This is a genomic window from Roseibium algae, assembly GCF_037783265.1.
GTDB lineage: Bacteria > Pseudomonadota > Alphaproteobacteria > Rhizobiales > Stappiaceae > Roseibium > Roseibium algae.
Window position 1 is genome coordinate 96,142 of record NZ_JBAKIA010000010.1, and the last position, 25,740, is coordinate 121,881.

Consider the following 25,740-nt stretch of genomic DNA (forward strand, 5'->3'; position numbering starts at 1 on the left):
GAGCTCTCTGACCAATTCAAAAAGGCGCGTCCGATCGGCGCGCCTTTTTTGTCTGTTGGTTAGATCAAATTCAGATGGGTTTTACAGTGCCTGAAAGCCGCCTTTGGTGCGGTCATAGAGTTGACCTGTGACTCCGACATCCGGGAGCAGCATAGCCAGAAGCTCGGGAACCACATCAACCGGCTGGGGCAGCTTGTCCGGGTTTTCGCCGGGCATAGCCTTGGCGCGCAGTCCGGTCCGCACAGGACCAGGGTCGAACAGATTGACCCGCATGGCTGTCTTTTCCGTCTCATGGGCGTAAGTCCGCACAAGAGCCTCCAGAGCGGCTTTTGAGACCGACTGCAGCCCCCAGAAGGGCGTGCACTCGCGCGCGTGATGGGAGGTCATGAAAACGGCGCGACCAGAATCGGATTGGCGCAGCAGCGGGTCGAGTGAGCGAATGAGACGCCAGTTGGCGGTCACGCTGGTCGCCATGACCTTGTCGAAGTCCTTCGGGCCAATGTGTCCAAGGGGCGACAACACGCCGAGCTGTGCGGCATTGCCGACCAGAATGTCGAGTTTCTTCCAGCGCTCATAGACAGCAGCGCCCAGACGATCCAGCGCATCGAAGTCAGTCAGATCAACGGGAACCAGCGTTGTCTGGCCGCCTGCTGTCTTGATGTCATCATCCAGCTCTTCCAGTGCGCCAACAGTTCTGGCAATGGCGATGACATGAGCCCCGCGGCTGCCGAGTTCTTTAGCCAGCTGATAGCCAATGCCGCGCGAGGCACCTGTGACCAGCGCGATGCGTCCATCAAAATCCTGAACCATGATGTGTCCTAGCCTACTTCGACAAGGCGCGGTGAGCGAACGAAATCATGGTCTTCAGCCAGATCGGTCAGTGGCGTTGGATAGTCTCCGGTGAAACAATGATCTGTGAACTGCGGGTTTTCGTTGTCACGGCCCTCAAAGCCCATTGCCCGGTAGAGGCCATCAATCGACAGGAAGGACAGCGTGTCTGCGCCAATATACTTGCGCATTTCTTCCATGTTGTATTTTGCCGCCAGAAGCTTTTCGCGCACCGGCGTATCGATGCCGTAATAGTCCGAATAGCGGATCGGTGGGCAGGCGAGGCGGAAGTGAACTTCGGTTGCACCAGCATCCCGGATCATCTGCACGATCTTCACCGAGGTGGTGCCACGCACGAGGCTGTCATCAATCAGAATGACGCGCTTGCCCTGGATGATTGCCTTGTTGGCCGAATGCTTCAGTTTGACGCCAAGTGTCCGGATCTGCTGGGTCGGCTCAATGAAGGTGCGGCCAACATAATGGTTCCGGATGATGCCCAGCTCAAACGGTACGCCGCTTTCCTGGCTGAAGCCGATGGCAGCGGGAACGCCGCTGTCGGGCACCGGAACGACCACATCGCAGTCGACGATGGATTCTCTGGCCAGGTGACGGCCCATTTCCCGGCGCACGTTATAAACGCTGCGACCGCCGATGACTGAATCGGGACGGGAAAAGTAGATATATTCAAAGATGCATGGGCGGGCGGGCTGCTTGCCGAAGGGAAAGTAGCTCTCGATGCCGCTTGGGGTACAAACTACGACTTCGCCATTTTCGACTTCGCGGATGAATGTCGCGCCGATGATGTCGAGGGCACAGGTCTCGGACGCCAGGATAGGCGCGCCATTGAGGTCGCCAAGCACCAGGGGGCGAATTCCCAGAGGATCACGCGCGCCGATCAGCTTCTTCGCTGTCAGGGCAACCAGTGCATAGGCACCTTCCATCTTGGTGATGGCATCAATGAAACGGTCAACGATCTTGTGCTCGCGGGAGCGGGCGACCAGCTGCAGAACAACTTCAGAATCCGATGTGGACTGGCAGATGGCTCCGTCGCGGATCAGTTGCTGGCGAATTGTCAGCGCATTTGTGAAGTTGCCATTGTGGCAGATGGCAATGCCGCCGCCTTCCAACTCGGCAAACAATGGCTGCACATTGCGCAGGATCGTCTCACCGGTTGTTGAGTAGCGCACATGCCCCACGGCACCCATGCCGGTGAGGCGCTCCATTGTCTCGGCTTTGGAAAAATGATCGCCGACGAGGCCAAGGTGGCGCTCTGCCCGAAACTGGTCATTGTCGAAGGTCACGATCCCGGCAGCTTCCTGTCCGCGATGCTGCAGGGCATGCAGCCCCAAGGCGGTCAGGGCGCTGGCATCTTCGTGGCCCAGAATGCCAAAAACGCCGCACTCTTCGCGCAGTGTGTCGGCATCCGGGTCGAAAGGCTCGCTGAGATCGATCTCGCCGTGCATGGAGTAGTTCCTTGTAATGCCGACTGGTCACATTGCCACCCGGAAGCATTTTGCGCTTTCGGGATTTATTTTTAGTTGCCGCCGGTGGTCAGCTGCTCAATGCCCTGACGCTCGGAGGGGCTGTATCCAGCCTCTTCGTTTTCGCCGCCAGCACTGGCTTCTGGGGAGGCGTTAGGGCGTAGCTTGTCCATGATAGCACGTTCCGGATCTTCCGGCAGGATCGCCACGAGGCGTTCACCGATGGAGATCAGGATGGGACGGGACTTCGCCTTGACGATCCAGCCCGGCTGTTGTTCAGGCTGAACGAACCAGTTGAAAAACATCATGGCGACGACGACAAGCAACATGCCTCTGAGAGCTCCAAAGACGAAGCCCAGAGTGCGATCCAAAGCCCCAATGCGGCTGTCCAGAACAAAGTCTGAAATGCGCATGGTGATGTAGGAGACGATCAGAAGGGTCACAATGAACACGACCGCAACGGATGCCCCGAGAGCGACCAGGTCATGGGCAATGTACTGCTTGGCGAAAGGCAGGACCTGCTTGTAGAGCAGGAAAGCGGCAGCAGCAGCAGCAACCCAAGAGGCAATGGACAACACTTCGCGTACAAATCCGCGGATCATGGCCAGAACCGCCGAGATGAGCATGATGACGAGTAGTATTCCGTCTAGCAGCGTGATCGGCATGTGTCTGTTCAGTCCCTTGTGCCGGCCTGTCGTTGCGCATGTTGCGCCGGAAGCCGTTCTATTTGGCTATGGCAAGGATATCAGGATTCTTTTCCTGCACCCGCTTTTACCGAAATTTTGGCGATGAAATCCCCGAGATCCTCAAGGCCAGTCGCCGCGAAATCAGATTGCATTTTATCCTTCAAGTTGCCTTGTGGACAAAATGCCTTGTCGAACCCCAGTTTCTGGGACTCTTTCAGCCTGGATTGTGCCTGAGCGACCGGTCTGATCGCCCCAGACAAGCTGACCTCGCCGAAATAGACGCAATTGGCCGGAAGGGCAAGCCCGCTGAGCGAAGAGACCAGGGCTGCAGCCACAGCCAGATCGGCGCCAGGCTCATTGACTTTAAGTCCGCCTGCCACATTCAGGTAGACATCATGCTGTGAAAACCGTACTCCGCAGCGCGCTTCCAGCACGGCAAGGATCATTGAAAGCCGGGCAGTGTCCCAGCCGATGACAGCGCGACGTGGCGTTCCAAGGGGGGAGGGGGCCACCAGTGCCTGTATTTCGATCAAGAGCGGGCGCGAGCCTTCCAGACCCGCAAAAACAGCAGCCCCTGGGGAATTGGTTGAGCGTTCACCCAAAAACAACGCCGACGGATTGGCAACTTCTGCAAGTCCGGCACCTGTCATCTCGAAGACGCCGATTTCATCGGTCGCGCCAAAGCGGTTCTTGACCGAGCGCAGGATGCGGAACTGATGCGCTCCGTCGCCTTCAAAATACATCACGGCATCGACCATATGCTCGACAACGCGCGGGCCTGCGATCTGGCCATCTTTCGTTACATGGCCGACCAGAACGAGGGTTGTGCCGAACTTCTTGGCGTAACGCACCATGGCCTGTGCCGATGCGCGCACCTGGGTCACAGTGCCAGGGGGAGAATCTGCCTGTTCTGTCCACAGTGTCTGGATCGAATCGAGTATCAGCAGGGCAGGCGGCTCTCCGTCCTGCATCGTCGCCAGAATATCCTCAACACTGGTTTCAGCCGCTAGGGCAACCGGTGCATCTGTCAGTCCAAGGCGTTCAGCGCGCAGGCGAACCTGGCCAATGGCTTCTTCACCAGAGATATAAACGGCCTTGTGGCCTAGCCTGGCAAAGGCGGCCGCTGCCTGAATTAGCAGGGTTGATTTGCCAATGCCGGGAGCGCCGCCAACCAGCAGGGCCGAGCCGCGCACGAACCCACCACCAGCGACCCGGTCAAGTTCCTTGATCCCGCTTTGGATGCGGGGGGCTTCCTTGGTGTCGCCTTGAAGGCCAACCAGAGGAACGATGCGTCCCTTGGTTGGCTTGTTCTTGGATGGGCCGCCGCCAATGCCGCCGCTGGCCTGTTCTTCTGAGATGGAGTTCCACTCACCGCAGGATTCGCAGCGCCCGGTCCACTTCGCATAGACAGCACCGCAAGACTGGCAGATGAAACTACTGGAACGACGCGCCATTAAGCGGAAACTCCTTGGGCCTGCTGAATCCCGGTCATTTTTGATCCGGAGTGGGCAGAGGCTGGTAGCGACGGTGATAGCGCTGCCCCAGCGAGGTCAGATATTCGTAGTCAATGGTGTCGGCATAAGCGGCAAGGTCTGCGGCATCAACATTGGGGCCGAGCATTTCCACAAAGGAACCGCGTGAGGCAAGGTCGCCCGGCACATCCGTGACATCAACGGCAATCATGTCCATCGATACTCGGCCGATCAGTGGAACTTTGTGGCGGCCGATCTGGCCAAAACCACCAGGCCTGTCATCGGAGGAGCCTGCGCGGCGAAGCAAGCCGTCTGCATAGCCTGCCGCGACCAAAGCTACTTTTAAGTCGCGTTGAGCAGTGGCTGCGCCGCCATAACCGATAGTCTGCCCAGCAGGTACAAATCTCACTTGCATGATACGCGCTTCGACCATGGCCACCGGTGCCATAACGTTGGCCTGCGTATCAATTGCCTTGCCGCCAAAGAGCGAAATGCCAGGGCGTGCAAGGTCAAAGTGATAGTTCTCGCCCAGAAACACGCCTGCCGAATTGGCCATGGAGCGAGGGATCTGTCGAAACGGATCCGTTGCAGCCCGAAAGGCCTCCAGCTGGCGCCTATTGAGCGGATGATCTGGATCAGAGCCACACGCCAGGTGGGTCATCAGAAGCGCCTGATCAAAACTGTCAGTGATCTCTGGTCGCGCCATGACATTAGCGAACTCGTTTGGGTCCATGCCCAGGCGGTTCATGCCGGTGTTCAGCTGAAGCGCGGCCTTAGACTTTTGACCTTGTGCACGGCAGAACGCTGCCCATTCCTCGACTTCAGGAACAGAGTTCAGCACCGGGATCAGCCTGGCCGATTGAAGGTCGCCTGCTGCACCTGGAAACAGGCCTCCCAGAATGTAGATGGTGGCGTCCGGAAGCGCTTCTCGTAAAATCAGGCCTTCGCCGGGCAGAGCGACAAAGAATGTTTTACATCCCGCATCCCAAAGTGACTGAGCTGTGCCTGTCGCACCTGTGCCATAGCCGTCTGCCTTGATGGTGGCAGCGCAGGTGGTGCCAGCTTTCAGGTGACCCTCTAGTAAACGCCAGTTTGCGGCGATGGCATCTCGGTCGATGGTTAGCCTGCCACCAGACAGCGCCTCGCCAACAACAGAGGCGGATGAGCGTATATTATCCTGCAAGGGTATCGCCTTTTGCATCAGTCACTCGAAAGGGGGCGGCCAACTCTATCCTGCCGAATCGGTGCATGGCAGGTCCGTTCATTCAAGATACTACCGCGATGCGGCAAAGGACCATGCGCATGTCGATGTATGCAATAGATCCACCCTGAATTCATCTCCAACCGTATTGTTTTGGCCAGCCTATTTGTGGTGTCCAACTTATTCGTGACGTTCTGGAAGGTACTCATCCTCCGCCAAATCGGAGAACCGTGTATACTGGCCTTCAAAGTGAAGGTTTGCAGTGCCGGTTGGGCCGTGACGCTGCTTGGCGATGATGACTTCCGCCTTGCCCTTCACCCGCTCAACCTTGTCGCGCCAGACTTCATATTCCGGGGAGCCTTCTTCTGGCTCCGTCTTCGACAGATAATATTCCTCGCGATAGATGAACATAACAACGTCGGCGTCCTGCTCGATCGATCCCGATTCGCGCAAATCCGAGAGCTGAGGACGCTTGTCGTCGCGGTTCTCAACCTGACGCGAGAGCTGTGACAACGCCAGAATCGGTACGTTCAGTTCCTTGGCCAGCGCTTTGAGGCCAGTGGTGATTTCGGTGACTTCCTGAACGCGGTTGCCAGCTGTTTTGGATGTGCCCGAAAGAAGCTGAATATAGTCGACCACGATGAGATCAAGGCCGCGCTGGCGTTTCAACCGTCGTGCTCGGGCCACCAGAGATGCGATGGAAATACCGCCTGTCTGATCGACGTGCAGGGGCACTGTCTGCATATGCTGGGAGGCCGCTGCGAGTTTCTCAAAATCAGATTCGGTAATGTCACCGCGGCGGATTTTTGAGGAGGAGATTTCCGTCTGCTCTGAAATAATACGTGTGGCCAGCTGTTCTGCCGACATTTCCAGAGAGAAGAAGCCAACCACACCGCCGTTGACCGTCTTTATCGATCCATCAGGCTGTTCTTCGGCTTGATAGGCTTGAGCGATGTTGTAGGCAATGTTCGTGACCAGCGATGTCTTGCCCATCGCAGGACGTGCAGCGAGCACAACCAAATCCGAATGCTGCAATCCACCTAGAAGGCGGTCAAGCTCGGTCAAGCCTGTGGAAATACCAGACAGGGCGCCTTCACGGTTCCATGCGGCGTGAGCCATTTCGATGGTTTCGGTCAGCGCATCGCCAAAACTGACAAAGCCACCTTCCTGTCGCCCTGTTTCCGCCAATTCAAACAGGCGTCGCTCAGCATCATCAATCTGTTGGGTCGGCGGCACATCAATTGGTGCATCGAAGGCGATGTTGACCATGTCTTCGCCGATTCGAATCAAATTCCGGCGCAGGGCAAGATCATAGATAGTCCGGCCATAGTCTTCTGCGTTGATAATAGAGGCAGCATCCGCGGCAAGGCGGAGCAGAAACTGGGTCGCGCTCAGGTCAGCGATCTTTGTGTCGGCTGGGTAAAATGTCTTCAGCGTGATTGGCGAGGCGGTCTTGCCCGCACGGATCAGCTGGCCGATTTTTTCATAGATATCCTGATGGGGAGGAACGAAAAAATGAAAGGGCTCCAGAAAGTCTGAAACGCGATAATAAGTCTCGTTGTTGACGAGAATCGCGCCCAGCAACTGACGTTCGGCCTCGGCATTGTGCGGTGCGAGACGTTGCGCCGTTTCTTCCGTTTCGACCGATTGTAACTTGCCCTTCATGGCATCCCCCGAGTGACCTATTTGACCTAGGTCTAACCGGTAGGCTGGCAGTGCTTCAAGGAATCAAAAACCTTGACTCCGATTCCCTTAGCCGGGTCGAAATCAGCGGGGATATCAGGGGTGGAGCCTTGACGTGGGAGGCAGAACGCGACTCACATGCAGTTAAAGTTTAGAGTTTGATAACGTTAAGGAAAGTTAACGCATGCATTGAAAGCCCCTCGTTTTCGGGCGGCGAGAATAGCATTTCAACTTAAAGTGGGCGCGTGAAAAAGTGTATTTTATGGTAACAATCCAAAAATGAAAACGGCGCCCAAAGGGCGCCGCCGTCAATTTTTTCAATCGTTGAAAAGAAAAATGCCGATTAGGCCGTCTTTTCTTCCTCAGCAACGTCATCAGAAGCATCGTCTTCTGCGCCGTCTTCGTCATCGCCTTCAGATTCGTCTTCGTCGTCTTCTTCAAATTCGAAGATGTCCTGCTCAGGAGAGGTGAGGTCTTCACCGGCTGCCTGACGGGATGCTTCGTCCTCAGAACGAGCAACGTTGATTTGAACCGTGACTTCGACTTCTGGGTGCAGAGTGATAAGAACGCTGTGCAGGCCGATTGTCTTGATTGGTGTGTTGAGCTCTACCTGTCCACGGGAAACGGAGAAGCCGCTTTCTGTCAGGCCATCGGCAATGTCTCGCTTAGACACTGAACCGTAAAGCTGACCCGTTTCACCAGCCGAGCGGATCATGACCTGGATTTGGCCGTCCATCTTGGAGGAAACGGATTCAGCTTCGGACTTGCGCTCAAGATTGCGCGCTTCCAACTGGGCGCGCTGCTCTTCAAAGCGAGCCATGTTGCCCTTGTTTGCACGGAGGGCTTTGCCCTGCGGCAGAAGGAAGTTACGGGCATAACCGTCGCGTACACGAACAGTGTCGCCCATCTGGCCGAGCTTTGCGATGCGCTCAAGAAGAATTACTTGCATGGAATTTGCTCCTGCGGTCTGTCCCGCCCCTGATTCTCTATCATGTGAGGCGGTTAGAGGCCGATCACCAAAGGATCCGGTCGGCCTCAATCCGGCAGCCCGGGCAAGCCCGGGCTGTTTTCAGCTTAGCTGATTACGAAAGGCAGAAGGCCGAGCAGGCGAGCGCGTTTGATTGCGCGGGCCAGTTCACGCTGCTTCTTTGCAGAAACGGCGGTGATACGGCTTGGTACGATCTTGCCACGCTCTGAAATGTAGCGCTGCAGGAGACGTACGTCCTTATAGTCGATCTTCGGCGAGTTTGCGCCTGAGAACGGGCAGGTCTTCCGGCGACGGAAGAAAGGACGACGGCTTGGGATTTGTGCGATATCAACCATGATCTCTTACTCCGCCTCTGCACGACGCGGAGCGCGTTCGCCCCGGTCACCGCCACGATCGCCACCACGGCCACCGCGGTCTCCGCCACGATCACCGCCGCGCTCATTACCACCGAAGCGCTCGCCACGACCACCACGACGATCATCACGATCGCGCTTCTGCATCATTGCAGACGGCTCGTCGTCCAGCTCATCGACCTTGAAGGTCATGAAGCGCAGGACGTCTTCGCTCAGGCCCATCTGACGTTCCATCTCGGCAACCGCTTCATGCGGTGCGTCGAGGTTCATCAGTGTGTAATGAGCCTTACGATTCTTCTTGATGCGGTATGCGAGGGACCGCAGACCCCAAGTTTCCACCTTGCCAACAGTTCCGCCAGCGCCTTCGATGAGGGCCTTGTAATGTTCGACGAGGGCTTCGACCTGTTGGGCCGAAACGTCCTGGCGTGCCAGGAACACGTGCTCGTATAGAGGCATGTAAAAAAGCCTTTCCTTGGTTTCAATTCGGAAACTGGCGCGAAGCCTCCTCGTGACCCCGGAAAGGATACGAGAATTCTAAAACGAGAGCGGAGACACGGGAAGACAGGTCTTTTTACACACCTAGACGCTTGCACGCCCTTCCGTTCAGCCCCCGGCCAAGTTTCCGGATGCGAGGCGTTCTATAGACATATCTGATGCAAAAGCAAGTCGGAACTGTGATTTACAGCAAATGACACGCGCTTTTCATGTGCGACCAATCCTGATCGATTGAAACAAATGAAAGTCGAGATGGATTATGCGTCGTGAAAATGTCATGAAATAGCATTCATTCGCTCAAAGGCAGGGCCTTGGTGCGCTCAGCTCTTGACTCAATGACCTACTCTATATCATAGGCTCGCGCCCTAGGGCACTGTGCTGATTGGTTCGTGTAATTGGGTAAGCATGTGCCCTGATTGAACGATATAGATAGAATGACCACGGTAACGGAGGCGCACAGCGCATGAGCATTGCATTCACTTTCCCCGGACAGGGAAGCCAGGCAATTGGAATGGGCAAGGTTTTGGCCGATACTTATGCTGAAGCGCGCACTGTTTTCGAGGAGGTCGATGAGGCTCTGGGGCAAAAGCTCTCCGAGATAATGTGGAACGGTCCTGAATCTGATCTTACGCTGACTGCAAATGCTCAACCTGCTTTGATGGCGGTGAGCCTTGCGACCATGCGGGTTCTGGAAGCGCGCGGTCTTGATCTTGAGGCCACCGTCAGTTTTGTCGCAGGTCATTCATTGGGCGAATATTCTGCGCTTGCAGCTGCAGGGTCTCTCGACATTGCAACGGCTGCGCGCCTGTTGCGTGTGCGCGGTGATGCAATGCAAAGTGCTGTTCCTGTCGGACAGGGTGCAATGGCGGCGCTGCTTGGGCTGGATTTCGAGACTGCGCAAAGCGTTGCGCAGGAAGCTGCTCAGGGCGAGGTGTGTCAGGCGGCAAATGATAATGCGCCCGGTCAGGTGGTTGTATCAGGCCATGTCGGTGCTGTTGAGCGCGCAATTGATATTGCAAAGGCGAAAGGCGCGCGGCGTGCCCTACTTCTTCCGGTGAGTGCGCCGTTCCATTGCGCATTGATGGCCCCGGCTGCCGATGCCATGGCTGAGGCATTCGCCAATGCGTCCCTGCGTGCACCTCGTGTGCCTTTGGTCGCCAATGTTCTTGCGCGCCCAATCACGGATCCTGCCGAAATCCGCAGCCGTCTTGTTGAACAGGTCACTGGAACTGTCCGCTGGCGCGAATCTGTAACCTGGCTTGCAGCTGAAGGTGTGGATACATTTGTTGAGCTTGGTACAGGCAAGGTTCTGACCGGCATGGTCAAACGGATTGCAAAGGAAACCGTTGGTATCCCTGTGAATTCACCAGATGATATTGACGCGCTCATTGAAAAGCTGTCCGTCTAATCCCAACCTAGTTAATTAGAAGGCCGGACGGCGGGAGGTGCGATACCTCAAGGTCCGGTCCTGAGTATAAGGAAGCCATCATGTTTACCCTTGAGGGAAAAGCGGCTCTTGTGACCGGCGCCACCGGTGGTATCGGTGAAGCGATCGCGCGTGCTCTGCATGCAAATGGCGCGACAGTGACCTTGTCCGGCACCCGAGCTGAAAAGCTTGAAGCTCTGGCTGCAGACCTTGGGGAGCGCGCGTTTATTGCGCCTGCAAACCTGTCGGATCGTGCCGCTGTCGATGCTTTGCTTCCGACTGCGGAAGAGAAAATGGGCAAGGTTGATATTCTGATCAACAATGCCGGAATCACCCGCGATAACATTTTCATGCGCATGAAAGATGACGAGTGGGATCAGGTTCTTGAAGTCAATTTGACGTCCGGTTTCCGCCTGTGTCGTTCTGCTATCAAGGGAATGATGAAGCGTCGAACCGGCCGCATCGTCGGAATTACCTCCGTGGTTGGCGTGACCGGAAATCCTGGCCAGACAAACTATGCTGCTGCAAAAGCAGGCATGATCGGCATGTACAAGTCGCTGGCGCGTGAAGTCGCGAGCCGGAACATCACGGTCAATACGGTGGCACCAGGGTTCATCGAGACGGCCATGACGGATGAACTCAACGACAAGCAGAAAGAAGCGATTCTGCACAGTGTTCCTGCTGGTCGTCTGGGGAAGGCTGCCGAGATCGCAGCTGCTTCTCTTTATCTGGCAAGTGATGAAGCGGCCTATGTGACGGGGCAAACACTCCATGTTAATGGCGGTATGGCCATGATTTAAAAGGAATAACTCGTATTCTGGCAAAAAGATTCCCGATGGCACAGGTGCTGTTGGGACTGGCTGGTCAAGGCTCAGAAAGTATGTTACCTAGCCGCCGATTGTTCCAAGATGTAGGGTGTCGTTCTGAATTCAGACTTGGCCTTGCCAGAGCGTGTTTGAAGGCGTGAAAAATTCGTTGGCCCAAAAGGGAAACGAGATGGTTCGCGCCTGAATGTGTAGATTGAAATTCGGGTGGTGGACTGATGAGAGGCCTGAACCGGAATTTCTACGGAAGACTGTAAACTCAAGGAAATGTAAAATGAGCGATACTGCGGATCGAGTAAAGAAAATCGTCATCGAGCACCTGGGCGTAGATGCCGAAAAGGTTGTGGAAGCTGCTAGCTTCATCGATGATCTGGGCGCAGACAGCCTCGACACAGTTGAGCTCGTCATGGCTTTCGAAGAAGAGTTCGGTGTTGAGATTCCAGATGATGCAGCTGAAACCATTCTGACGGTTGGCGATGCTGTTAAGTTCCTGGAAAAGAACGCTGGCTAATTCGGCGGATGTAAATCTGACGTAAAATGGATAAGCGGGCAGAGGCGAGCCTTTTGGTTGCTCTGCCCGAAACAAGTGCGGGTTCATGAGGCGAGTTGTCGTAACCGGATTGGGCATGGTGTCTCCGCTTGGCGGAAACGTTGATGTTTCTTGGAAGAATATCCTTGAAGGGAAGAGCGGGGCCAATAAGGTCACCGATTTCAAGGTAGACGATTTGGCTTGTCAGATCGCAGCGCAGATCCCGCGCGACTCCTCTGTGGAGGGGGCGTTTAATCCAGATGACTGGATGGCCCCAAAAGAACAGCGCAAGGTGGATGACTTTATCGTCTATGCCTTGGCTGCAGCTGAACAGGCGTTGGCAGACAGCGGCTGGAAAGCGGAAAATTACGACCAACAGATTCGCTCCGGCGTTTTGATCGGCTCCGGAATCGGTGGCCTTCAAGGCATCGAGGAAGCAGCTCACGTTTTGGCGGAAAAAGGGCCCCGTCGCCTGTCGCCATTCTTTATCCCCGGACGATTGATTAATCTGGCTGGTGGCTATGTCTCAATTCGCCATGGCCTCAAGGGCCCGAACCACGCCGTTGTGACCGCCTGTTCTACAGGCGCGCATGCAATCGGTGATGCATCTCGTTTGATCGCTTTCGGTGATGCGGATGTCATGGTTGCCGGCGGAACGGAATCTCCGGTCTGCAGACTGTCGCTTGCAGGCTTTGCAGCTTGCCGCGCGCTCTCGACCGGATACAACGACGATCCCGAAAAGGGCTCACGCCCTTATGACAAGGGCCGCGATGGCTTTGTCATGGGAGAGGGCGCTGGCGTAGTCATTCTTGAAGAGTACGAGCACGCAATTGCGCGCGGTGCCAAGATTTATGCAGAAGTGGTTGGCTACGGCTTGTCCGGTGATGCGCATCATATCACAGCACCTGCTGCTGATGGCGATGGTGCTTTCCGCTGCATGCAGGCCGCTCTGAAGCGGGCTGGTGTGAGTGCAGGTGAGGTTGACTACATCAACGCTCATGGCACTTCCACGCCGCTTGGCGATGAGATCGAATTGGGCGCGGTCACACGACTTGCTGGAGAGACTGCTGACAAGCTGACCATGTCCTCCACCAAATCATCGACAGGCCATTTGCTTGGCGCTGCTGGTGCTATCGAGGCGATATTCTCCGTTCTGGCGATTCGCGACAGCATGGCCCCGCCAACAATCAATCTTGACAATCCGTCAATTGAAACCAAGATCGATCTTGTCCCTCACAAAGCCAAGAAAATGAATATTGATGTGGCCCTGTCGAATTCCTTCGGCTTTGGCGGCACCAATGCATCTCTTGTGTTTAAGAAACTGGCGGTTTAACCACCAACACCGGTAGCCTGCCGCCGTATAAAACGTTCGGCGGCAGGTTTTCTTCGGCAGCGCCATCTTTACGCTATGCGGATCTGATGAGCTGCGCTGAAGGTATCGACCGGATTTGCATCCGGCTCTTATTACGAGGAGCGTTTTAGATGCGCATCAAGCCGAAAAGCCCACGCGAGGCGATCCAGCCGGAACCGGCCCCAGGTCCGCCGCCAAGATCGCGTCATGTTCGCAACCCTGTCGTCATCCTGATCAACATGGTCATATCCTTGGCCGTGTTCGCATTGATAGGCGCAGGAGCTGCGTTATATTTTGGCAAAGCGGCTTTTGAAAAAGCCGGTCCCTTGAGCGAAGATAGCACGGTTGTGATCTCTTCCGGATCAGGTCTTTCGGGCATCACCCAACGTTTGAAATCACAGAATGTCATCGACGACAGTCTATTCGACGAGTTGGTTTTCAATGCCGGCGTTCGTTTTTACAAGAACGCGACAAAGCTGAAAGCCGGTGAATATGCCTTCCGGGCTGGTACCAGCATGAAGGACGTCATGACCGACCTGGTCGAGGGCAATGCAGTGACTCATGCGGTGACTGTGCCTGAAGGCTGGTCAACCGCCCAGATCTTGGAACGCGTGCGCAACAACCCAGTTCTGGTTGGCGATATTACGGACATTCCAGAAGAAGGTGATCTCCTGCCGGAGACATACGCTTTCACGCGCGGGAGCACCCGGCAACAGCTGATCGACAAGATGAAAGATGCCCAGACCAAGCTTCTTACCGAAATTTGGTCGCGTCGCAGTGAAGACCTGCCGATTTCTTCTCCCGAAGAGCTGGTTGTACTGGCCTCCATCGTGGAAAAAGAAACTGCGAAAGCAGATGAGCGCTCCCGCGTTGCTGGTGTCTTTGTCAATCGGCTGAACCAGAGCATGCGCCTGCAGTCGGATCCGACCATTCTTTATGGTCTCTATGGCGGTGACGCCTGGACCACGGATCGCTCCGCTATCAAGCAGTCGGATCTCAAGAAAGCGACTGCTTATAACACATATCAGATTGATGCCTTGCCTCCTGGGCCAATCGGCAATCCGGGTAAGGCTGCCATGGAAGCGGTGGCTAACCCGTCGCGGACCAATGACCTTTATTTTGTCGCTGACGGTACGGGTGGACATGTCTTCTCCGAGACCTATGCTCAGCACCAGGCGAATGTGCGCAAATGGCGCAAGGTTGAACGTGAGCGGCGCGCAGCTGAAAAAAACAAGGCCGCTGCACCAAAATCGAACTGACAGGAGAACGACATGGCGGTAGCCAGCATGACCGGTTTTGCCCGGGTTCAAGGGGAAGCCGGTGTCGTTCGCTGGACGTGGGAAATCAGGTCCGTAAATGGCAAGAACCTTGACGTCAGGGTCAGGATTCCTGCGGGTCTGGAAAATCTGGAGCAGAATATTCGCGAACGTTGCGCCAAGGCCCTCAAGCGTGGCAACGTTTCTGTCGGCTTGTCCATGAAGCGTGATGAAGGCGAGGCGGTTCTTTCTGTCAATGAAAGAGCTTTGGAAGCCGTTCTGTCAGCCATTGAACTTCTTAAAGTCCGTGTGCCGGATGTGGCGCCGCCAACTTTGGACGGCATCCTGGCTCAAAAAGGTGTCTTCGAGCTCAAGGAGCAAGAGGACGACGAGGAAACCAGAGCTGCGATGATTGCGGCCTTGCTGGAAACGCTGGACGAGGCGCTGGAAGCGCTGGTTGACATGCGTCGCGGCGAGGGAGCCGTGATCGGCAAGGTTGTCGGCGACCAAGTTGCATTGGTTGCTGAGCTGACGAGCAGGGCAGAAACTCTGCCGGCGCGTACGGCGGAGGCCATCAAGGCGCGCCTGTCTGCTCAGGTCGTTGCTTTGCTTGATGCATCCAGCGGCGCATTGGCCCCCCAGCGCCTGCACCAGGAGGTGGCGATCTTGGCGACAAAGGCAGATATCCGCGAAGAGCTGGATCGTCTGCAAGCTCATGTGAGCGCTGTTCAGGAACTTCTGGCAACGGGCGGCCCGATTGGTCGCCGGCTTGATTTTCTGGCGCAGGAATTCAACCGTGAAACAAATACCCTTTGCTCCAAATCGAACGATGTGGAGTTGACGTCGATTGGCCTCGATCTCAAGTCTGTCATTGATCAAATGCGCGAGCAAATCCAGAACCTGGAGTAACCCTATGTCAGAGACCAAAAGCACTGCAAGCGGCACAATTGTCAGTGCCGATCAGGCCGAGCAGGAACGACGTGGGTTGATGCTGGTTCTGTCGTCGCCATCCGGTGCTGGAAAGTCGACACTTGCTCGCATGCTTTTGGAGCGTGAAGACAATCTGGAACTTTCGATTTCCGCCACGACCCGTGCGAGGCGGTCGACTGAAGTTGATGGCGTGCATTATCATTTCGTCGATAATGAGCGGTTTTCCGAAATGGCAGAAAGCGGAGATCTTCTGGAGTGGGCCACAGTTCACGGCAATTCCTATGGGACCCCGCGTGGGCCGGTTGAAGCGACAATTGAAAGTGGCAGGGACATCCTGTTTGACATCGACATTCAGGGCACCTTTCAGCTCTATGAGAAAATGCGCGATGATGTGGTGTCTATCTTCATTTTACCTCCGTCCATCTCCGAGATGAAATCCCGTTTGCGTGGACGTGCTGAGGATACTGAAGAGGTCATTTTAAAGCGCCTCAAGACCGCAGTCGGTGAAATGCGTCACTGGAGCAGATACGATTATGTTGTCGTCAATGAAGACCTAGAGCGCGCCTATGAGAATGTTCGTGCCATCTTGAAGGCAGAACGGCTCAAGCAGAAGCGCTCAGGTGCCGTTGGAAAGTTGATGGACGGTATGGTCGACGACCTGCAGGATGAGCTTAAATAAGGTGGGTAAGCCCATCAGGATTATACGCGGGGAGAGGGGGGCAATTTCTTGCCGGTATGTATTTCGAAAGCTGGTAGGTGGCTGATTTTCATGGATAAATGCATATTCTAAGCTCAAAGAGCCAAGTGACATTAGAGGCGCTGCAGTCACAGGTTATCTTTTAGGTATCTCAACCCGGCCCTTGTGGTGAGCAAGGACCATGTCGATGAACATTTTGCTCGCCGCAGATCGGTGTTTTGTCGCGGGAAAGACGGCAAAAATCCCGCCCCGGCGAAGTTTCCAGTTCGGAAAAACGTGTATCATGGATCCTGCGGCCAACTCGGATGAAACTAGGAAATCCGGCAGGACTGCGACACCTCCGCCTGCCATTACTGTCGTCTTAATTGCGGCCCCAAAATTCATGTTGATGGCTTTTCTGGCGTCAATCTCGACCGTTTCTTCCTTGTTTGAGAACGACCATTTCGTTGGGTTCGACAGCGCTTTATTGGCAATAAAGCTGCAGCGCTCCAATTGAGATGGATGCTCAATCTGATTGTCACGCGCGAACTCCCGTGAGCACACGGCAAGTTCCTTAAAGTCAGCAATTTTCCGGGTCAGATTGCTGGAATCTTTCAGCCACCCCACGCGAAACGACAGATCGAATTGATGCTGCACGGGGTCAAGACGATCATCGCTGAGTGTCAGATCGATCTGAACCTTGGGATATGCGCGGCTATAATGCCCGAGCAAGGGGGCGATGTGCAGCGTTCCATAGTCAACCGGTGCCGTTATGCGTAACCGACCAATCGGTTCATGGGTGCCGTCTCTAGCCGCAGCATAGGCTTCATTGGCCTGCTCGAGCGCGGACTTGGATTTTTCATAGAACGTCAATCCAACATCGGTCGGTTTCAGGTGGCGGGTGTTTCGAATGACCAGATCTACGCCGACATCAGCCTCAAGCATGATGAGTTGCTTGCTGACAACTGCCTTGCCAACTCCAAGTCGTTGAGCCGCCGCCGTTATCGTGCCTTCTTCGATGATCGCAACAAAGTGGGCGAGGCGATTGAGATTGTTACGAACGTCGAGTTGCGCCATATTGTTTCCTTTTAGGATACACTATGGCGCAATTGAGTATCTATCAATGACAATTTCTTGCGCTATCTATCAGGCAAGGCACATCTTGGAGGGGAGCCTCTTCATGTCTGGCGGGTTGGCGGCGAGAGGTCATTCATCTCAAAAATGGTCGCGGACAGTCGACATGGTGTGAGGGTATCTCAATGTACCGCACCCGAAATTCATAGGAAAAATCATGTTTACACGCAGAAGCCTACTCACCACCCTTGCAGCCACTGCTGCGACTCCTCTGCTGACGCAGATCGCGCTTTCTAGCGACGCCACTGTGAAATGGAGTGGCACCCGCTCTGGAGAAAATGGTTTTTTCCGTGCACCTACTCTGTTGACCGGTGATGCAGAAGCTATCCTGATCGACGGCGGGTTCAATTTCCCGGACGGCGATGCATTGGTGAAGGCTATTCAGGCCACAGGCAAGCGCTTGACAACAATCTACATCAGCCAGAGCGATCCTGATTTCTACTTCGGCCTTACGCCTGTTATAGCAGCCTTTCCTGAGGCACGTGTGATTGCAGCTACGGCAACGGTTGAAGCGATCAAGGCCAGCGCTCAAAAGAAAATTGACGTATGGGGCCCAAGACTGGGTGAATTCGGTCCACAGAAACTGGAACAGATCGTCTTTCCGGAAGCCTATGACGCACCAACACTTGAGCTGGAAGGCACAACAATTGAAATTGTGACAGCCAGTGCAGTTCCAAACCGTCGCTATTTGTGGGTTCCATCACTCAATGCAGTTCTCGGCGGCGTTTTGGTCTTTGATGGCCTGCATGTGTGGACAGCGGATACAGCAACACCAGAATTGCGTGCTGGATGGATCAGCGAACTTGATACCATGATCGCTCGCAATCCAAGCTTGGTGATCGCAGGACATGCCGCGGAAGGCATGAACAATGGTCTGGCGTCTATCGAGTTCACCCGCGACTATCTGGTGGCATTTGAAGAAGAAGTGGCCAAATCAGCAGACAGCGCTGAACTGATTGCCGCAATGCAAAGCCGCTTCCCCGGCCTTGGGCTGGAAGTCGCCTTGCAGGTGGGCGCGAAAGTCGCCAAAGGCGAGATGAAGTGGGGCTAAGGCCCTTTTGAAGAAAGCCCTCCGTAACCGGGGGGCTTTTTTATTTCGTGATTCTATCACTGCATTTTTATAGGCCTTAACCCTAATCACGTCCTTGCCCTGCGGCTCATGATGAATATGGTTGGCCCCTCTGGCTAATTAGGTTGCCTGCTTCATGGACATGATAACATCGCTCATCGCGTATTCTGTGGCTTTGTCTATCGCCGCAATTATTCCAGGCCCTGGGGTTGCAGCGCTTGTTGGGCAATCCCTGGGCAGCGGATTGCGCGCTTCTTTCTTCTTTCTCGTCGGCATTGCACTTGGCGATATTGCCTACCTGACGATAGCTGTTGCTGGCCTTGCTGCTGTAGCCCAGCTTTTTGCGGGCGCTTTTGTGGTGATTAAGATACTCGGTGGAGCCTATCTGATATATCTTGCTTATAAATTCTGGAGAAGTGAAGCTGGGCTCACTCAAGTCGAAAATATTAAGATTCGCAATGGCTTAACATCTGTGTTCGCTGGTTTTACAGTTACGCTTGGTAATCCAAAAACCATCATTTTCTATCTTGCTTTGCTACCGACCGTTCTGGATTTGGAGAGCGTAGGCATATCGGAATGGTTCGCTTTGAGCGTTCTGACTGTCACGGTCCTGTTCGCAACCCTGACGCCTTACGCTTTACTAGCGTCCGGTGCACGACAAATGATGACGACATCGGGTGCGCTTTTAAAGTTGAAACGGTTTTCTGGCTGTATAATAGGAGCAACGGGCGTTTTCATTCTTGGGCAAGCTGCAGCAACTCTTGCACGGCGCAGCTGAACCGGGCTTGAGCGAAGATTCTACGTCTTCTTTGAAATGAAGCGCTTATGTGTGGTTTTGACCTGCTGCGCGGTCGTCAGGATTGACGAACCTGATTTACGCTAACCCAAGCCCTCACTGAAGCAATTTGCCAGCCGAACGAAACCCTCGACATCAATTTCTTCTGCACGAGCAGTCGGTTCAAGGCCTGCGCGCTCCAGCAAGTCGTCTGCAGGACCTCCGAGGGATTTCAGGCTTGCCCGTAGCATCTTGCGCCGTTGGCCAAAAGCTGCGGAAGTCACGCGTTCCAGGTTCTTGCGCGAACAGTGTAAAGGCTCCGACAGGGGCGTCATATGGATGACGGTTGACGTGACCTTTGGCGGCGGGGTGAAGGCCTTGGGGTTCAGGTCAAACAGCATGTTGCTCTCGGTGCGCCATCCGGCAAGGACGGACAATCGACCATAGGCCTTGCTACCAGGTCGGGCGACGATACGTGCTCCGACTTCCTTTTGGAACATCAGCGTCAACGAGGACCAAAAAGGCGGCCAGTTGTCCGGGGTGATCCAGTTGAGCAGAAGCTGCGTGCCAACATTATAAGGTAAATTGGCGACGATCTTGATCTTGTCACTGCCAGCAAGGGCGACCGGATCGATCTTGAGAGCATCTCCCTCAATCACCTCAAGCCGTCCGTCATAATGCGCCGAGATCTCTGCCAAAGCAGGCAGGCATCTGGTGTCTTTCTCTATGGCGATGACGCGCTTTGCGCCAGCTGCCAACAATGCGCGTGTCAAGCCGCCTGGACCGGGTCCAATCTCAAGCACCGTGCAGTCTTCAAGAGGAGCTGCTGCACGTGCAATCCTTGACGTCAGATTGAGGTCGAGGAGAAAGTTCTGTCCAAGAGACTTGCGGGCGTCGAGGCTGTGGTTGGCAATAACTTCGCGTAGCGGCGGTAGGTCGTCTATCTGGGGCATAGTCTAGATCGCACCTGGATCTGATAGGACGGCCGCCATCCTGAGAGCAGCTGAAAAGCTGTCCGGGCGGGCCTTACCGGTTCCAGCCAATGAATAGGCCGTACCATGATCGGGCGATGTACGTATGAAAGGCAGTCCGAGGGTCACGTTGACGGAATCGTCGAAGCCGATTGTCTTAGCGGGAACCAGAACCTGATCATGATACATGCCAAGAGCACAATCATACGTCCTTCGTGCTTCAGGGTGAAACATCGTGTCGGCGGGCAGGGGCCCAGCAACATCAATCCCGTCAGCTCTCAAGCGTTCGATCGCTGGCATGATGATGGTTTGTTCCTCAAGGCCCATTGCTCCATTTTCTCCCGCATGCGGGTTCAGGCCACAAAGCGCAATACGCGGTGCCGAGAAACCAAAGCGATGCTTCAGATCGTTTGCCGTGATTGTGGCCGTCTTGACGATCAGGTCTTCGGTCAAGGCCTCAGGCACGTCTTTCAGCGCGATATGAATCGTGATGGGCACAACCATAAGGTCAGGGCCAGCAATCATCATGACAGGGTGATAAGGCGGCTCTGTCCAAAGCTTGTCAGCCAGGTGGCCAAGGTATTCCGTATGACCGGGAAATGTGAATCCTGCGCCATAAAGGGCAGCCTTGTTGATCGGGTTTGTCACAACGCCTGACGCTTGTCCTTTGAGCACGTCATGGACACAAGCCTCGATCGAGGCAATTACCGACTTTGCTGTGTCTTCAATTTCTTCACCTGGACGATCATCGATTGCATCGCCGGTTTTGACCAGCGGCAGACACTTGGAAAAACAGGCAGCTGCTTCTTCCGGTTCCACCACTGCGAAGGGAATATCAAGTCCAATGCGTTTCGCACGGCGACTGATGAAGTCCGGATCACCGCGCCAATAGAAAGCTGGCAGGGATCGTGCCTTGCGAGCGATCCAGGACAGCAGCATAATATCAGGGCCAATACCTGCGGGTTCGCCACTAGTGACAGCCAGCGGTTTGGCTACAGAAACCATCTGATCATCGCTCGACGATGGTGGCGCGGCGACGCAAGTCCATCAGGTGCCGCCGGGACAGTGATTCACCTTCTTTCGCACGCAGTTCGGATTTCATTTCCGTACGTGCTGCAATATCTGACTTGATTTCTTGCTTGTCGCAAACGGCGATCATTTCATAGCCCCGGTCGGTTTTCTGCGCCTTTGTCAGGCGTCCGACGCCGGTTTTTGCAATGCTTTCACGCATGTTCGGGGGGAGTTCTGTTTCCAGCTTCCGTCCAACAGGACGCAAGACAACTTCTTTATATTGGCTGAGCACTGAGCCTGCCTGCTCGCAACCATTGAAGGTCTTGCGAATTTGCGCGCTCTCGCGCTGCCGTTTGGACTTGAAACCGCCACTGGATTTCTTGGGAACAACGACAATGACCTGCTTCAGCTCATATTCAATGCTGGTGTCTTGATCTTTCTTGTCCGACTTGCGCAGAGCGGCAATGACATCGGAATCAGTAACGTTGATCTTGGCCTGAAAGAGATTTCTGACAACCTGGGACCAGGCGAGCTGTGCTTTCAAACGATCTTTGAGTGTTTGAGGATTTACGCCCCCACGCCTCAATGCGCTCGATAGGTTTGAGGGGGACATCTTCACGCTTCGCGCAATGTTTGAATAAGCCTCATTGACCTCTGCATCCGAGATAGACACCCTGACGCGTGCGGCCTCGGTCATCTTAAGCTTGTCGTCAATCAGTTCTTCTTTCGCAAGACGTCGGGCGACAGACTTGTTCTTGCGTTGCGTCATTGAAATCAGGCGAGCACGCTGAGCAATATCGTAGGATGTAATCGCTTCGTCGTTGACGACGACCTTGATAGAGGTCTGGGCGAGCACACTCTGCTGGGGAAGACCCAAGAGGATCAGGCAGAAAAGCGGAATAAGAAACCTGAAGCGCATTGAAACCCTGTCCGTGCCGTAAAGCCGACCTGCTAAGTGGCGTTTGATTTATGATGCCTGAGATGTTGCACAATTATGCAGCTATTTCAAAGCATGCAAACACTAAGCAAGGCTGGATGTGTCGTAAAGAAGGCCTAAAACAACAAATTCAGGCTACTTTTGCGTGATTACTGTGTTCCAGTTGAAACTTGCGTGTTGCCGATGGTGCGAAGACCAACGCGGAAAAAGATCGTTCTATCGACTTCCTCGCCATTGTTCCTGCTTCTGTCTTCCGCATATGAAACCGAGAATGAGAACCCTTCGTCGTCATAGCCTAGGCCGAAGCCATCCTGAACGATGTCCATATTCTCCAGATCATAACGAAGCGAGCCAAATACGCGCCAGTTTTCCTGAAGCCTCAGACTGGCAGAACCGAGAACTTCCTCACGTGGATCGTTGATTCCAAGATCGGGCTGCTCACCGAGGAAAGCATAGGCCAGAGAGGAGACAACGGGTCCATAGGTTCCTGTCGCCTGTGCCTGAAAGCGCCGTACGCGGAAGTCTTTGTCATCCAATCGGGCCTGTGCGCCAAGTCGGACACCGTAATCGGTGTCGATATAGACGCTGCTTACATAGTCTGATTGACCTGTCGCCAAACCTGAATCCTGAGTAGCTCCCAGAATATCAGCCTTCGCATAGGAGTTGTCCCCGGCGATCTGGTAGGAACGTCCGAATAGAGCGCTGAGGAAGTGACCATTATTCAGCTGTAACTTGTAGTTCAGACCGACATTCATTCTCGACCCGCCTTCTGCGCGGTCAAAACCGGAGAATTTATCGTAGTTGAACAGCGTCGTCGCGTCGAAAACGATGCTTTGGGCATCTTCGTTTGGCAGCTCACCGATCCGCTGTTCGTTTGGACGAACAATGACCTGTGCGACGGGTTCAAAGATCTGATTGCCGCCATCAAACGTTGCGATGATAGGATAGCGATATTCAAGCCCGGCTGCAGGCATGGCACGACCGACAAAGGATTCGTCAGCTAGCGCTGTCACGTTCTTGTCTGCCGAGGCTAAGAAGAAGAGGTCGCCTCTGACGTAGGCAAACGGGGTGAATACCTGTCCAAGTGGGTCAATGAATGTCCGTCGCCAATCACTCTTGAGAGACAGTCTGGAGAATGTACCATCAACGCCGCGGAATCGGTTCACATCAGATCCAGTCGCTTGAAAAGCGTCTGTCTCGGCACGTGTCAAGGAGGTGAAGTTAGCTCCAAGGGACAACTCTCCGCCGGCGATCGGATCATCAAAGACGTAGCTGTAATCAATCACCGGTAGGACGAAAGGCTGTTTGTCCTGAAGCGATTGGCCGATTGGAGAGAAGGCAGAACTCGGATTGTTCAGGCCGTCCGTGGTGTAGTCTTCCTGTGACAGTGAGAAGGCATATCCGCGGAATGTCAGAGCATTGCGGGTGGTGTTTCCATCCAGGTAGATTTCAGAGGTTTCACCATTGTCATCGAAGCTGGTGAATGAATAGTCTTCAAGAAACGCACGGTCGCTCTTGTAGGTCAGGTTCCAGCCGTAGCTCCACTCATCCGTCAGATTGAAAGAACCAGTGGTGTTGACAGCACCGCGCCATCGTGTGTCACCGCTTGATCCGGCAAACTCGGATGGGCGCGCCTGGAACAGGCCAGCTGCAGCAATCGAATAAGAACCGGACATCAGACGATGACGGAAATTCACGTCTCCCAGAACACCCTGTGAGCTCAACGGGGTAATGGTCGTTGTCAGGTCATAGCTCGGACTAAGCGCCCAATAATAGGGAACTGAGACGCCATAACCAAGCCGGTCGGCAATCACGCCGCTTGGCATCAGGAAACCTGATTTCCGTTTCACGGTCGGATCGGGCATCGAGAAATACGGCATGTAGGCAACGGGCTGGCCAAACAACTCCAGCGAGGCATCCTCATAGTAAATCGTGCGCTCTTTCTGATCATGAATGATCGTCGCAGCACGAATTCTCCATAGAGGCGGCTTGTTCAGTGGGGTCGTCGGGCGGGTGTAAACTGTATAAATGCCGTTTTCGAACGTCGTAACATTGCCCGCTGTTCGGCTGGCCTGCTCCGCGATGAACCTTGTGCGCTCTGGTGTGTCGATCTGCAGTGCCTTGGCGAACCCTTCGGCGAGATCATCGGACAGGATCAACTCGTTGCTGCGAACTATGTTGCCTTCAGGTTCTGTCATGATGACATTGCCGCGCGCTGTCAGCGTCGCAGTACCACGATCAAACACGATCTGATCGGCTTCTACGGTATAGCTGTCGTAGAGCACCTGCACCTTGCCGGATGCAGTGATGACGTCCTTATCGAAATCATAGATGATCTGAGCTGATTCAAGCTGCATCTGCGCATCATCACGCACTTGCCCGGCGAGCGTGTCAGCAAGGCTATCCTGTGCCCGAAGCTCTGTAGTGCTAACGGCGGCAAGCAGGGTAACGCTGGAAACAGAAAGTGTGAATGCAAAACCAAGGGTTCGCGCTGCAGGACCAACCCTGCGCACGGCACCCCGTCCATCTGTTTTAGGAACGATGTTTGAAGGACAGATCACGCGTTCTTCATCCATCTTCCTGATGCAACAGAATGGTAAGCCCCATAAGCACTCCAAAAACCCCAGGAGCCCACGCTGCGACAATTGGCGGAATAATACCAGCACCACCAAAGTCCTTTGCGAGCTCAGATAGAACGTAAAGCACGAAGCCAGAAAGGATTCCACCCAGAATCATTCCGCCGAGCCCACCAAATCGAGAAACTCTCAATGAAACGGCAGCTGCAATGAGGATCATTGCCGCTAAAAGCAGTGGGCGGGCCAGAAGAGTTTGATATTGCAGAGCATACCGATATGCGGGCAAACCGGCGTTGCGAGCCAGTTCTATGAAGCGCGGCAGGTTCCAAAAGGAGATTGATTCGGGAGAGCCTATGCTTTCTCGCACCTCTGTCGCGGTCAAATATGTGCTTACTTCATAAAGGCCGTAATGCTGTGGATCACGCTCTGTCGTGTAGACAGTTGCATCGCGCAGATACCAGACACGGTTCCTGAGCCGTGCTTCTCGCGCCTCTATACGTTCCTGAAAGGTCCCGCTTTTGTCGAAAGTGAAGATGGTCACATCCAGCAGTCTTGTTCCTCCTTCAAGCAAATGCTTGGCCAGCAGAACAGATTCGCCATCTAGACCATCCTGACGCACCCAGACATCACTCGTCGTTTGCAAAAGCAGACTTTGCTCAGAGCCGAAAAGCCCGATGGCGACCTCATCGGATTTGTGTTGAAGCCAGACTGCGGCCGGATTGTAGGCTGTGATCGACAGGATACCTAGAACAAGACCGACAAGGATCGCAGGTGTGGTGAATTGCCAGACCGAAATACCCGAGGCCCGAGCGACAACAAGTTCAAGAGCGCGGCTGAGGCTGACGAAAGCGGCAATGGAGCCGAAGAGAACAGCGAAAGGGATCACCTGCTCTAGCAGAAGTGGCACGCGCAACAGCGAGATCAGGCTGACGCGCAACACCGAGAAGCCTTCGCGGTCACCGCCTCGTCGCACCAGTTCCAGAACGTCAAACAGGTATATGAGGACAGCTGCCAGAAGAAACAGGCCCAGAATGGCTTTCAGGAAGCGGCCAGAGAAATACAAGGCGAGGGTGCGGCCCAAAATCATG

The 25,740-nt window shown here is 54.6% G+C and carries 24 protein-coding genes; 9 read left to right on the plus strand and 15 right to left on the minus strand.

Features of this window, described 5'->3' with window-relative positions; translation table 11 throughout:
• Positions 1 to 81: 81 nt before the first annotated feature.
• The 9 genes from V6575_RS14600 to rpsF form a co-directional block, all read right to left on the minus strand.
• Positions 82 to 810, minus strand: coding sequence for an SDR family NAD(P)-dependent oxidoreductase (locus V6575_RS14600; protein ID WP_340275331.1), 729 nt, complete (start codon positions 808 to 810; stop codon positions 82 to 84).
• An 8-nt stretch (positions 811 to 818) separates the two neighbouring features.
• Complete coding sequence (purF, locus tag V6575_RS14605) at positions 819 to 2,291, minus strand: amidophosphoribosyltransferase (protein WP_340275332.1); 1,473 nt, start codon at positions 2,289 to 2,291, stop codon at positions 819 to 821.
• 71 nt (positions 2,292 to 2,362) lie between these two features.
• Complete coding sequence (locus tag V6575_RS14610) at positions 2,363 to 2,974, minus strand: CvpA family protein (RefSeq protein ID WP_340275333.1); 612 nt, start codon at positions 2,972 to 2,974, stop codon at positions 2,363 to 2,365.
• 80 nt (positions 2,975 to 3,054) lie between these two features.
• Complete coding sequence (radA, locus tag V6575_RS14615; protein WP_340275335.1) at positions 3,055 to 4,449, minus strand: DNA repair protein RadA; 1,395 nt, start codon at positions 4,447 to 4,449, stop codon at positions 3,055 to 3,057.
• Between the two features lie 34 nt (positions 4,450 to 4,483).
• On the minus strand, positions 4,484 to 5,650 hold the full coding sequence (alr, locus tag V6575_RS14620; RefSeq protein WP_340275336.1) for an alanine racemase: 1,167 nt from the start codon (positions 5,648 to 5,650) through the stop codon (positions 4,484 to 4,486).
• A gap of 198 nt (positions 5,651 to 5,848) precedes the next feature.
• Positions 5,849 to 7,333: a replicative DNA helicase gene (locus V6575_RS14625; RefSeq protein ID WP_340275337.1), complete on the minus strand. Its 1,485-nt coding sequence runs from the start codon at positions 7,331 to 7,333 to the stop codon at positions 5,849 to 5,851.
• Positions 7,334 to 7,694: 361 nt separating this feature from the next.
• Positions 7,695 to 8,300: a 50S ribosomal protein L9 gene (rplI, locus tag V6575_RS14630; RefSeq protein WP_340275339.1), complete on the minus strand. Its 606-nt coding sequence runs from the start codon at positions 8,298 to 8,300 to the stop codon at positions 7,695 to 7,697.
• 125 nt (positions 8,301 to 8,425) lie between these two features.
• Positions 8,426 to 8,674 (minus strand): 30S ribosomal protein S18, encoded by a 249-nt coding sequence (rpsR, locus tag V6575_RS14635; RefSeq protein ID WP_340275341.1) that lies wholly within the window; start codon positions 8,672 to 8,674, stop codon positions 8,426 to 8,428.
• 6 nt (positions 8,675 to 8,680) lie between these two features.
• Positions 8,681 to 9,148, minus strand: coding sequence for a 30S ribosomal protein S6 (rpsF, locus tag V6575_RS14640; RefSeq protein WP_340275343.1), 468 nt, complete (start codon positions 9,146 to 9,148; stop codon positions 8,681 to 8,683).
• Between the two features lie 502 nt (positions 9,149 to 9,650).
• Between rpsF and fabD the strand changes: the two genes are divergently transcribed.
• From fabD to gmk, 7 genes are all read left to right on the plus strand, one after another.
• Positions 9,651 to 10,595, plus strand: a complete 945-nt coding sequence (gene fabD / locus V6575_RS14645; RefSeq protein WP_340275344.1) for an ACP S-malonyltransferase — start codon at positions 9,651 to 9,653, stop codon at positions 10,593 to 10,595.
• An 80-nt stretch (positions 10,596 to 10,675) separates the two neighbouring features.
• Positions 10,676 to 11,413, plus strand: coding sequence for a 3-oxoacyl-[acyl-carrier-protein] reductase (gene fabG / locus V6575_RS14650; RefSeq protein ID WP_340275345.1), 738 nt, complete (start codon positions 10,676 to 10,678; stop codon positions 11,411 to 11,413).
• A gap of 298 nt (positions 11,414 to 11,711) precedes the next feature.
• Positions 11,712 to 11,948 carry an acyl carrier protein gene (locus V6575_RS14655; RefSeq protein ID WP_340275346.1) on the plus strand — a complete coding sequence of 79 codons (237 nt, stop codon included), beginning with the start codon at positions 11,712 to 11,714 and terminating at the stop codon, positions 11,946 to 11,948.
• An 85-nt stretch (positions 11,949 to 12,033) separates the two neighbouring features.
• Positions 12,034 to 13,299, plus strand: a complete 1,266-nt coding sequence (gene fabF, locus V6575_RS14660; protein WP_340275347.1) for a beta-ketoacyl-ACP synthase II — start codon at positions 12,034 to 12,036, stop codon at positions 13,297 to 13,299.
• Between the two features lie 149 nt (positions 13,300 to 13,448).
• The gene (gene mltG / locus V6575_RS14665) at positions 13,449 to 14,576 is read left to right on the plus strand and encodes an endolytic transglycosylase MltG (protein ID WP_340275348.1); all 1,128 of its coding nucleotides are present in this window, start codon (positions 13,449 to 13,451) and stop codon (positions 14,574 to 14,576) included.
• A gap of 12 nt (positions 14,577 to 14,588) precedes the next feature.
• Positions 14,589 to 15,482, plus strand: coding sequence for a YicC/YloC family endoribonuclease (locus V6575_RS14670; RefSeq protein ID WP_340275349.1), 894 nt, complete (start codon positions 14,589 to 14,591; stop codon positions 15,480 to 15,482).
• 4 nt (positions 15,483 to 15,486) lie between these two features.
• Entirely contained in the window at positions 15,487 to 16,182 is a 696-nt protein-coding gene (gmk, locus tag V6575_RS14675) for a guanylate kinase (protein ID WP_340275351.1), read from the plus strand.
• 153 nt (positions 16,183 to 16,335) lie between these two features.
• Here gmk and V6575_RS14680 read toward each other — a convergent pair whose 3' ends face one another.
• Positions 16,336 to 17,256, minus strand: coding sequence for a LysR family transcriptional regulator (locus tag V6575_RS14680; protein WP_340275353.1), 921 nt, complete (start codon positions 17,254 to 17,256; stop codon positions 16,336 to 16,338).
• 214 nt (positions 17,257 to 17,470) lie between these two features.
• Here V6575_RS14680 and V6575_RS14685 point away from each other — a divergent pair, with 214 nt between their 5' ends.
• Together V6575_RS14685 and V6575_RS14690 are read left to right on the plus strand one after the other, a co-directional pair.
• On the plus strand, positions 17,471 to 18,364 hold the full coding sequence (locus V6575_RS14685) for an MBL fold metallo-hydrolase (RefSeq protein ID WP_340275354.1): 894 nt from the start codon (positions 17,471 to 17,473) through the stop codon (positions 18,362 to 18,364).
• Positions 18,365 to 18,518: 154 nt separating this feature from the next.
• Positions 18,519 to 19,160 (plus strand): LysE family translocator, encoded by a 642-nt coding sequence (locus tag V6575_RS14690; protein ID WP_340275355.1) that lies wholly within the window; start codon positions 18,519 to 18,521, stop codon positions 19,158 to 19,160.
• 101 nt (positions 19,161 to 19,261) lie between these two features.
• On the opposite strand, the gene rsmA is transcribed toward V6575_RS14690, so the two are convergent.
• The 5 genes from rsmA to lptG form a co-directional block, all read right to left on the minus strand.
• The gene (gene rsmA, locus V6575_RS14695) at positions 19,262 to 20,110 is read right to left on the minus strand and encodes a 16S rRNA (adenine(1518)-N(6)/adenine(1519)-N(6))-dimethyltransferase RsmA (protein ID WP_340275357.1); all 849 of its coding nucleotides are present in this window, start codon (positions 20,108 to 20,110) and stop codon (positions 19,262 to 19,264) included.
• Between the two features lie 3 nt (positions 20,111 to 20,113).
• A complete protein-coding gene (pdxA, locus tag V6575_RS14700) occupies positions 20,114 to 21,133 on the minus strand; it encodes a 4-hydroxythreonine-4-phosphate dehydrogenase PdxA (RefSeq protein ID WP_340275359.1) in 1,020 nt (339 codons plus the stop codon).
• A gap of 4 nt (positions 21,134 to 21,137) precedes the next feature.
• The gene (locus V6575_RS14705) at positions 21,138 to 22,058 is read right to left on the minus strand and encodes a SurA N-terminal domain-containing protein (RefSeq protein ID WP_340275361.1); all 921 of its coding nucleotides are present in this window, start codon (positions 22,056 to 22,058) and stop codon (positions 21,138 to 21,140) included.
• Between the two features lie 167 nt (positions 22,059 to 22,225).
• A complete protein-coding gene (locus V6575_RS14710; RefSeq protein WP_340275363.1) occupies positions 22,226 to 24,652 on the minus strand; it encodes an LPS-assembly protein LptD in 2,427 nt (808 codons plus the stop codon).
• Positions 24,645 to 25,739: an LPS export ABC transporter permease LptG gene (gene lptG, locus V6575_RS14715; RefSeq protein WP_340275364.1), complete on the minus strand. Its 1,095-nt coding sequence runs from the start codon at positions 25,737 to 25,739 to the stop codon at positions 24,645 to 24,647. Before lptG ends, V6575_RS14710 begins: the two co-directional genes overlap by 8 nt.
• Between the last annotated feature and the right edge of the window lies 1 nt (position 25,740).

Excerpts from the sequence above, each read along its gene's own strand:
- V6575_RS14685 (WP_340275354.1), top strand. The coding sequence starts at position 17,471 with ATGTTTACACGCAGAAGCCTACTCACCACCCTTGCAGCCACTGCTGCG.
- rplI (WP_340275339.1), bottom strand. The coding sequence starts at position 8,300 with ATGCAAGTAATTCTTCTTGAGCGCATCGCAAAGCTCGGCCAGATGGGC.
- fabD (WP_340275344.1), top strand. The coding sequence starts at position 9,651 with ATGAGCATTGCATTCACTTTCCCCGGACAGGGAAGCCAGGCAATTGGA.
- V6575_RS14600 (WP_340275331.1), bottom strand. The coding sequence starts at position 810 with ATGGTTCAGGATTTTGATGGACGCATCGCGCTGGTCACAGGTGCCTCG.
- radA (WP_340275335.1), bottom strand. The coding sequence starts at position 4,449 with ATGGCGCGTCGTTCCAGTAGTTTCATCTGCCAGTCTTGCGGTGCTGTC.
- V6575_RS14625 (WP_340275337.1), bottom strand. The coding sequence starts at position 7,333 with ATGAAGGGCAAGTTACAATCGGTCGAAACGGAAGAAACGGCGCAACGT.
- V6575_RS14610 (WP_340275333.1), bottom strand. The coding sequence starts at position 2,974 with ATGCCGATCACGCTGCTAGACGGAATACTACTCGTCATCATGCTCATC.
- V6575_RS14680 (WP_340275353.1), bottom strand. The coding sequence starts at position 17,256 with ATGGCGCAACTCGACGTTCGTAACAATCTCAATCGCCTCGCCCACTTT.
- V6575_RS14690 (WP_340275355.1), top strand. The coding sequence starts at position 18,519 with ATGGACATGATAACATCGCTCATCGCGTATTCTGTGGCTTTGTCTATC.
- V6575_RS14670 (WP_340275349.1), top strand. The coding sequence starts at position 14,589 with ATGGCGGTAGCCAGCATGACCGGTTTTGCCCGGGTTCAAGGGGAAGCC.
- lptG (WP_340275364.1), bottom strand. The coding sequence starts at position 25,739 with ATGATTTTGGGCCGCACCCTCGCCTTGTATTTCTCTGGCCGCTTCCTG.
- purF (WP_340275332.1), bottom strand. The coding sequence starts at position 2,291 with ATGCACGGCGAGATCGATCTCAGCGAGCCTTTCGACCCGGATGCCGAC.
- rsmA (WP_340275357.1), bottom strand. The coding sequence starts at position 20,110 with ATGCCCCAGATAGACGACCTACCGCCGCTACGCGAAGTTATTGCCAAC.
- fabG (WP_340275345.1), top strand. The coding sequence starts at position 10,676 with ATGTTTACCCTTGAGGGAAAAGCGGCTCTTGTGACCGGCGCCACCGGT.
- fabF (WP_340275347.1), top strand. The coding sequence starts at position 12,034 with ATGAGGCGAGTTGTCGTAACCGGATTGGGCATGGTGTCTCCGCTTGGC.
- rpsF (WP_340275343.1), bottom strand. The coding sequence starts at position 9,148 with ATGCCTCTATACGAGCACGTGTTCCTGGCACGCCAGGACGTTTCGGCC.
- V6575_RS14710 (WP_340275363.1), bottom strand. The coding sequence starts at position 24,652 with ATGGATGAAGAACGCGTGATCTGTCCTTCAAACATCGTTCCTAAAACA.
- V6575_RS14655 (WP_340275346.1), top strand. The coding sequence starts at position 11,712 with ATGAGCGATACTGCGGATCGAGTAAAGAAAATCGTCATCGAGCACCTG.
- rpsR (WP_340275341.1), bottom strand. The coding sequence starts at position 8,674 with ATGGTTGATATCGCACAAATCCCAAGCCGTCGTCCTTTCTTCCGTCGC.
- gmk (WP_340275351.1), top strand. The coding sequence starts at position 15,487 with ATGTCAGAGACCAAAAGCACTGCAAGCGGCACAATTGTCAGTGCCGAT.
- pdxA (WP_340275359.1), bottom strand. The coding sequence starts at position 21,133 with ATGGTTTCTGTAGCCAAACCGCTGGCTGTCACTAGTGGCGAACCCGCA.
- mltG (WP_340275348.1), top strand. The coding sequence starts at position 13,449 with ATGCGCATCAAGCCGAAAAGCCCACGCGAGGCGATCCAGCCGGAACCG.
- V6575_RS14705 (WP_340275361.1), bottom strand. The coding sequence starts at position 22,058 with ATGCGCTTCAGGTTTCTTATTCCGCTTTTCTGCCTGATCCTCTTGGGT.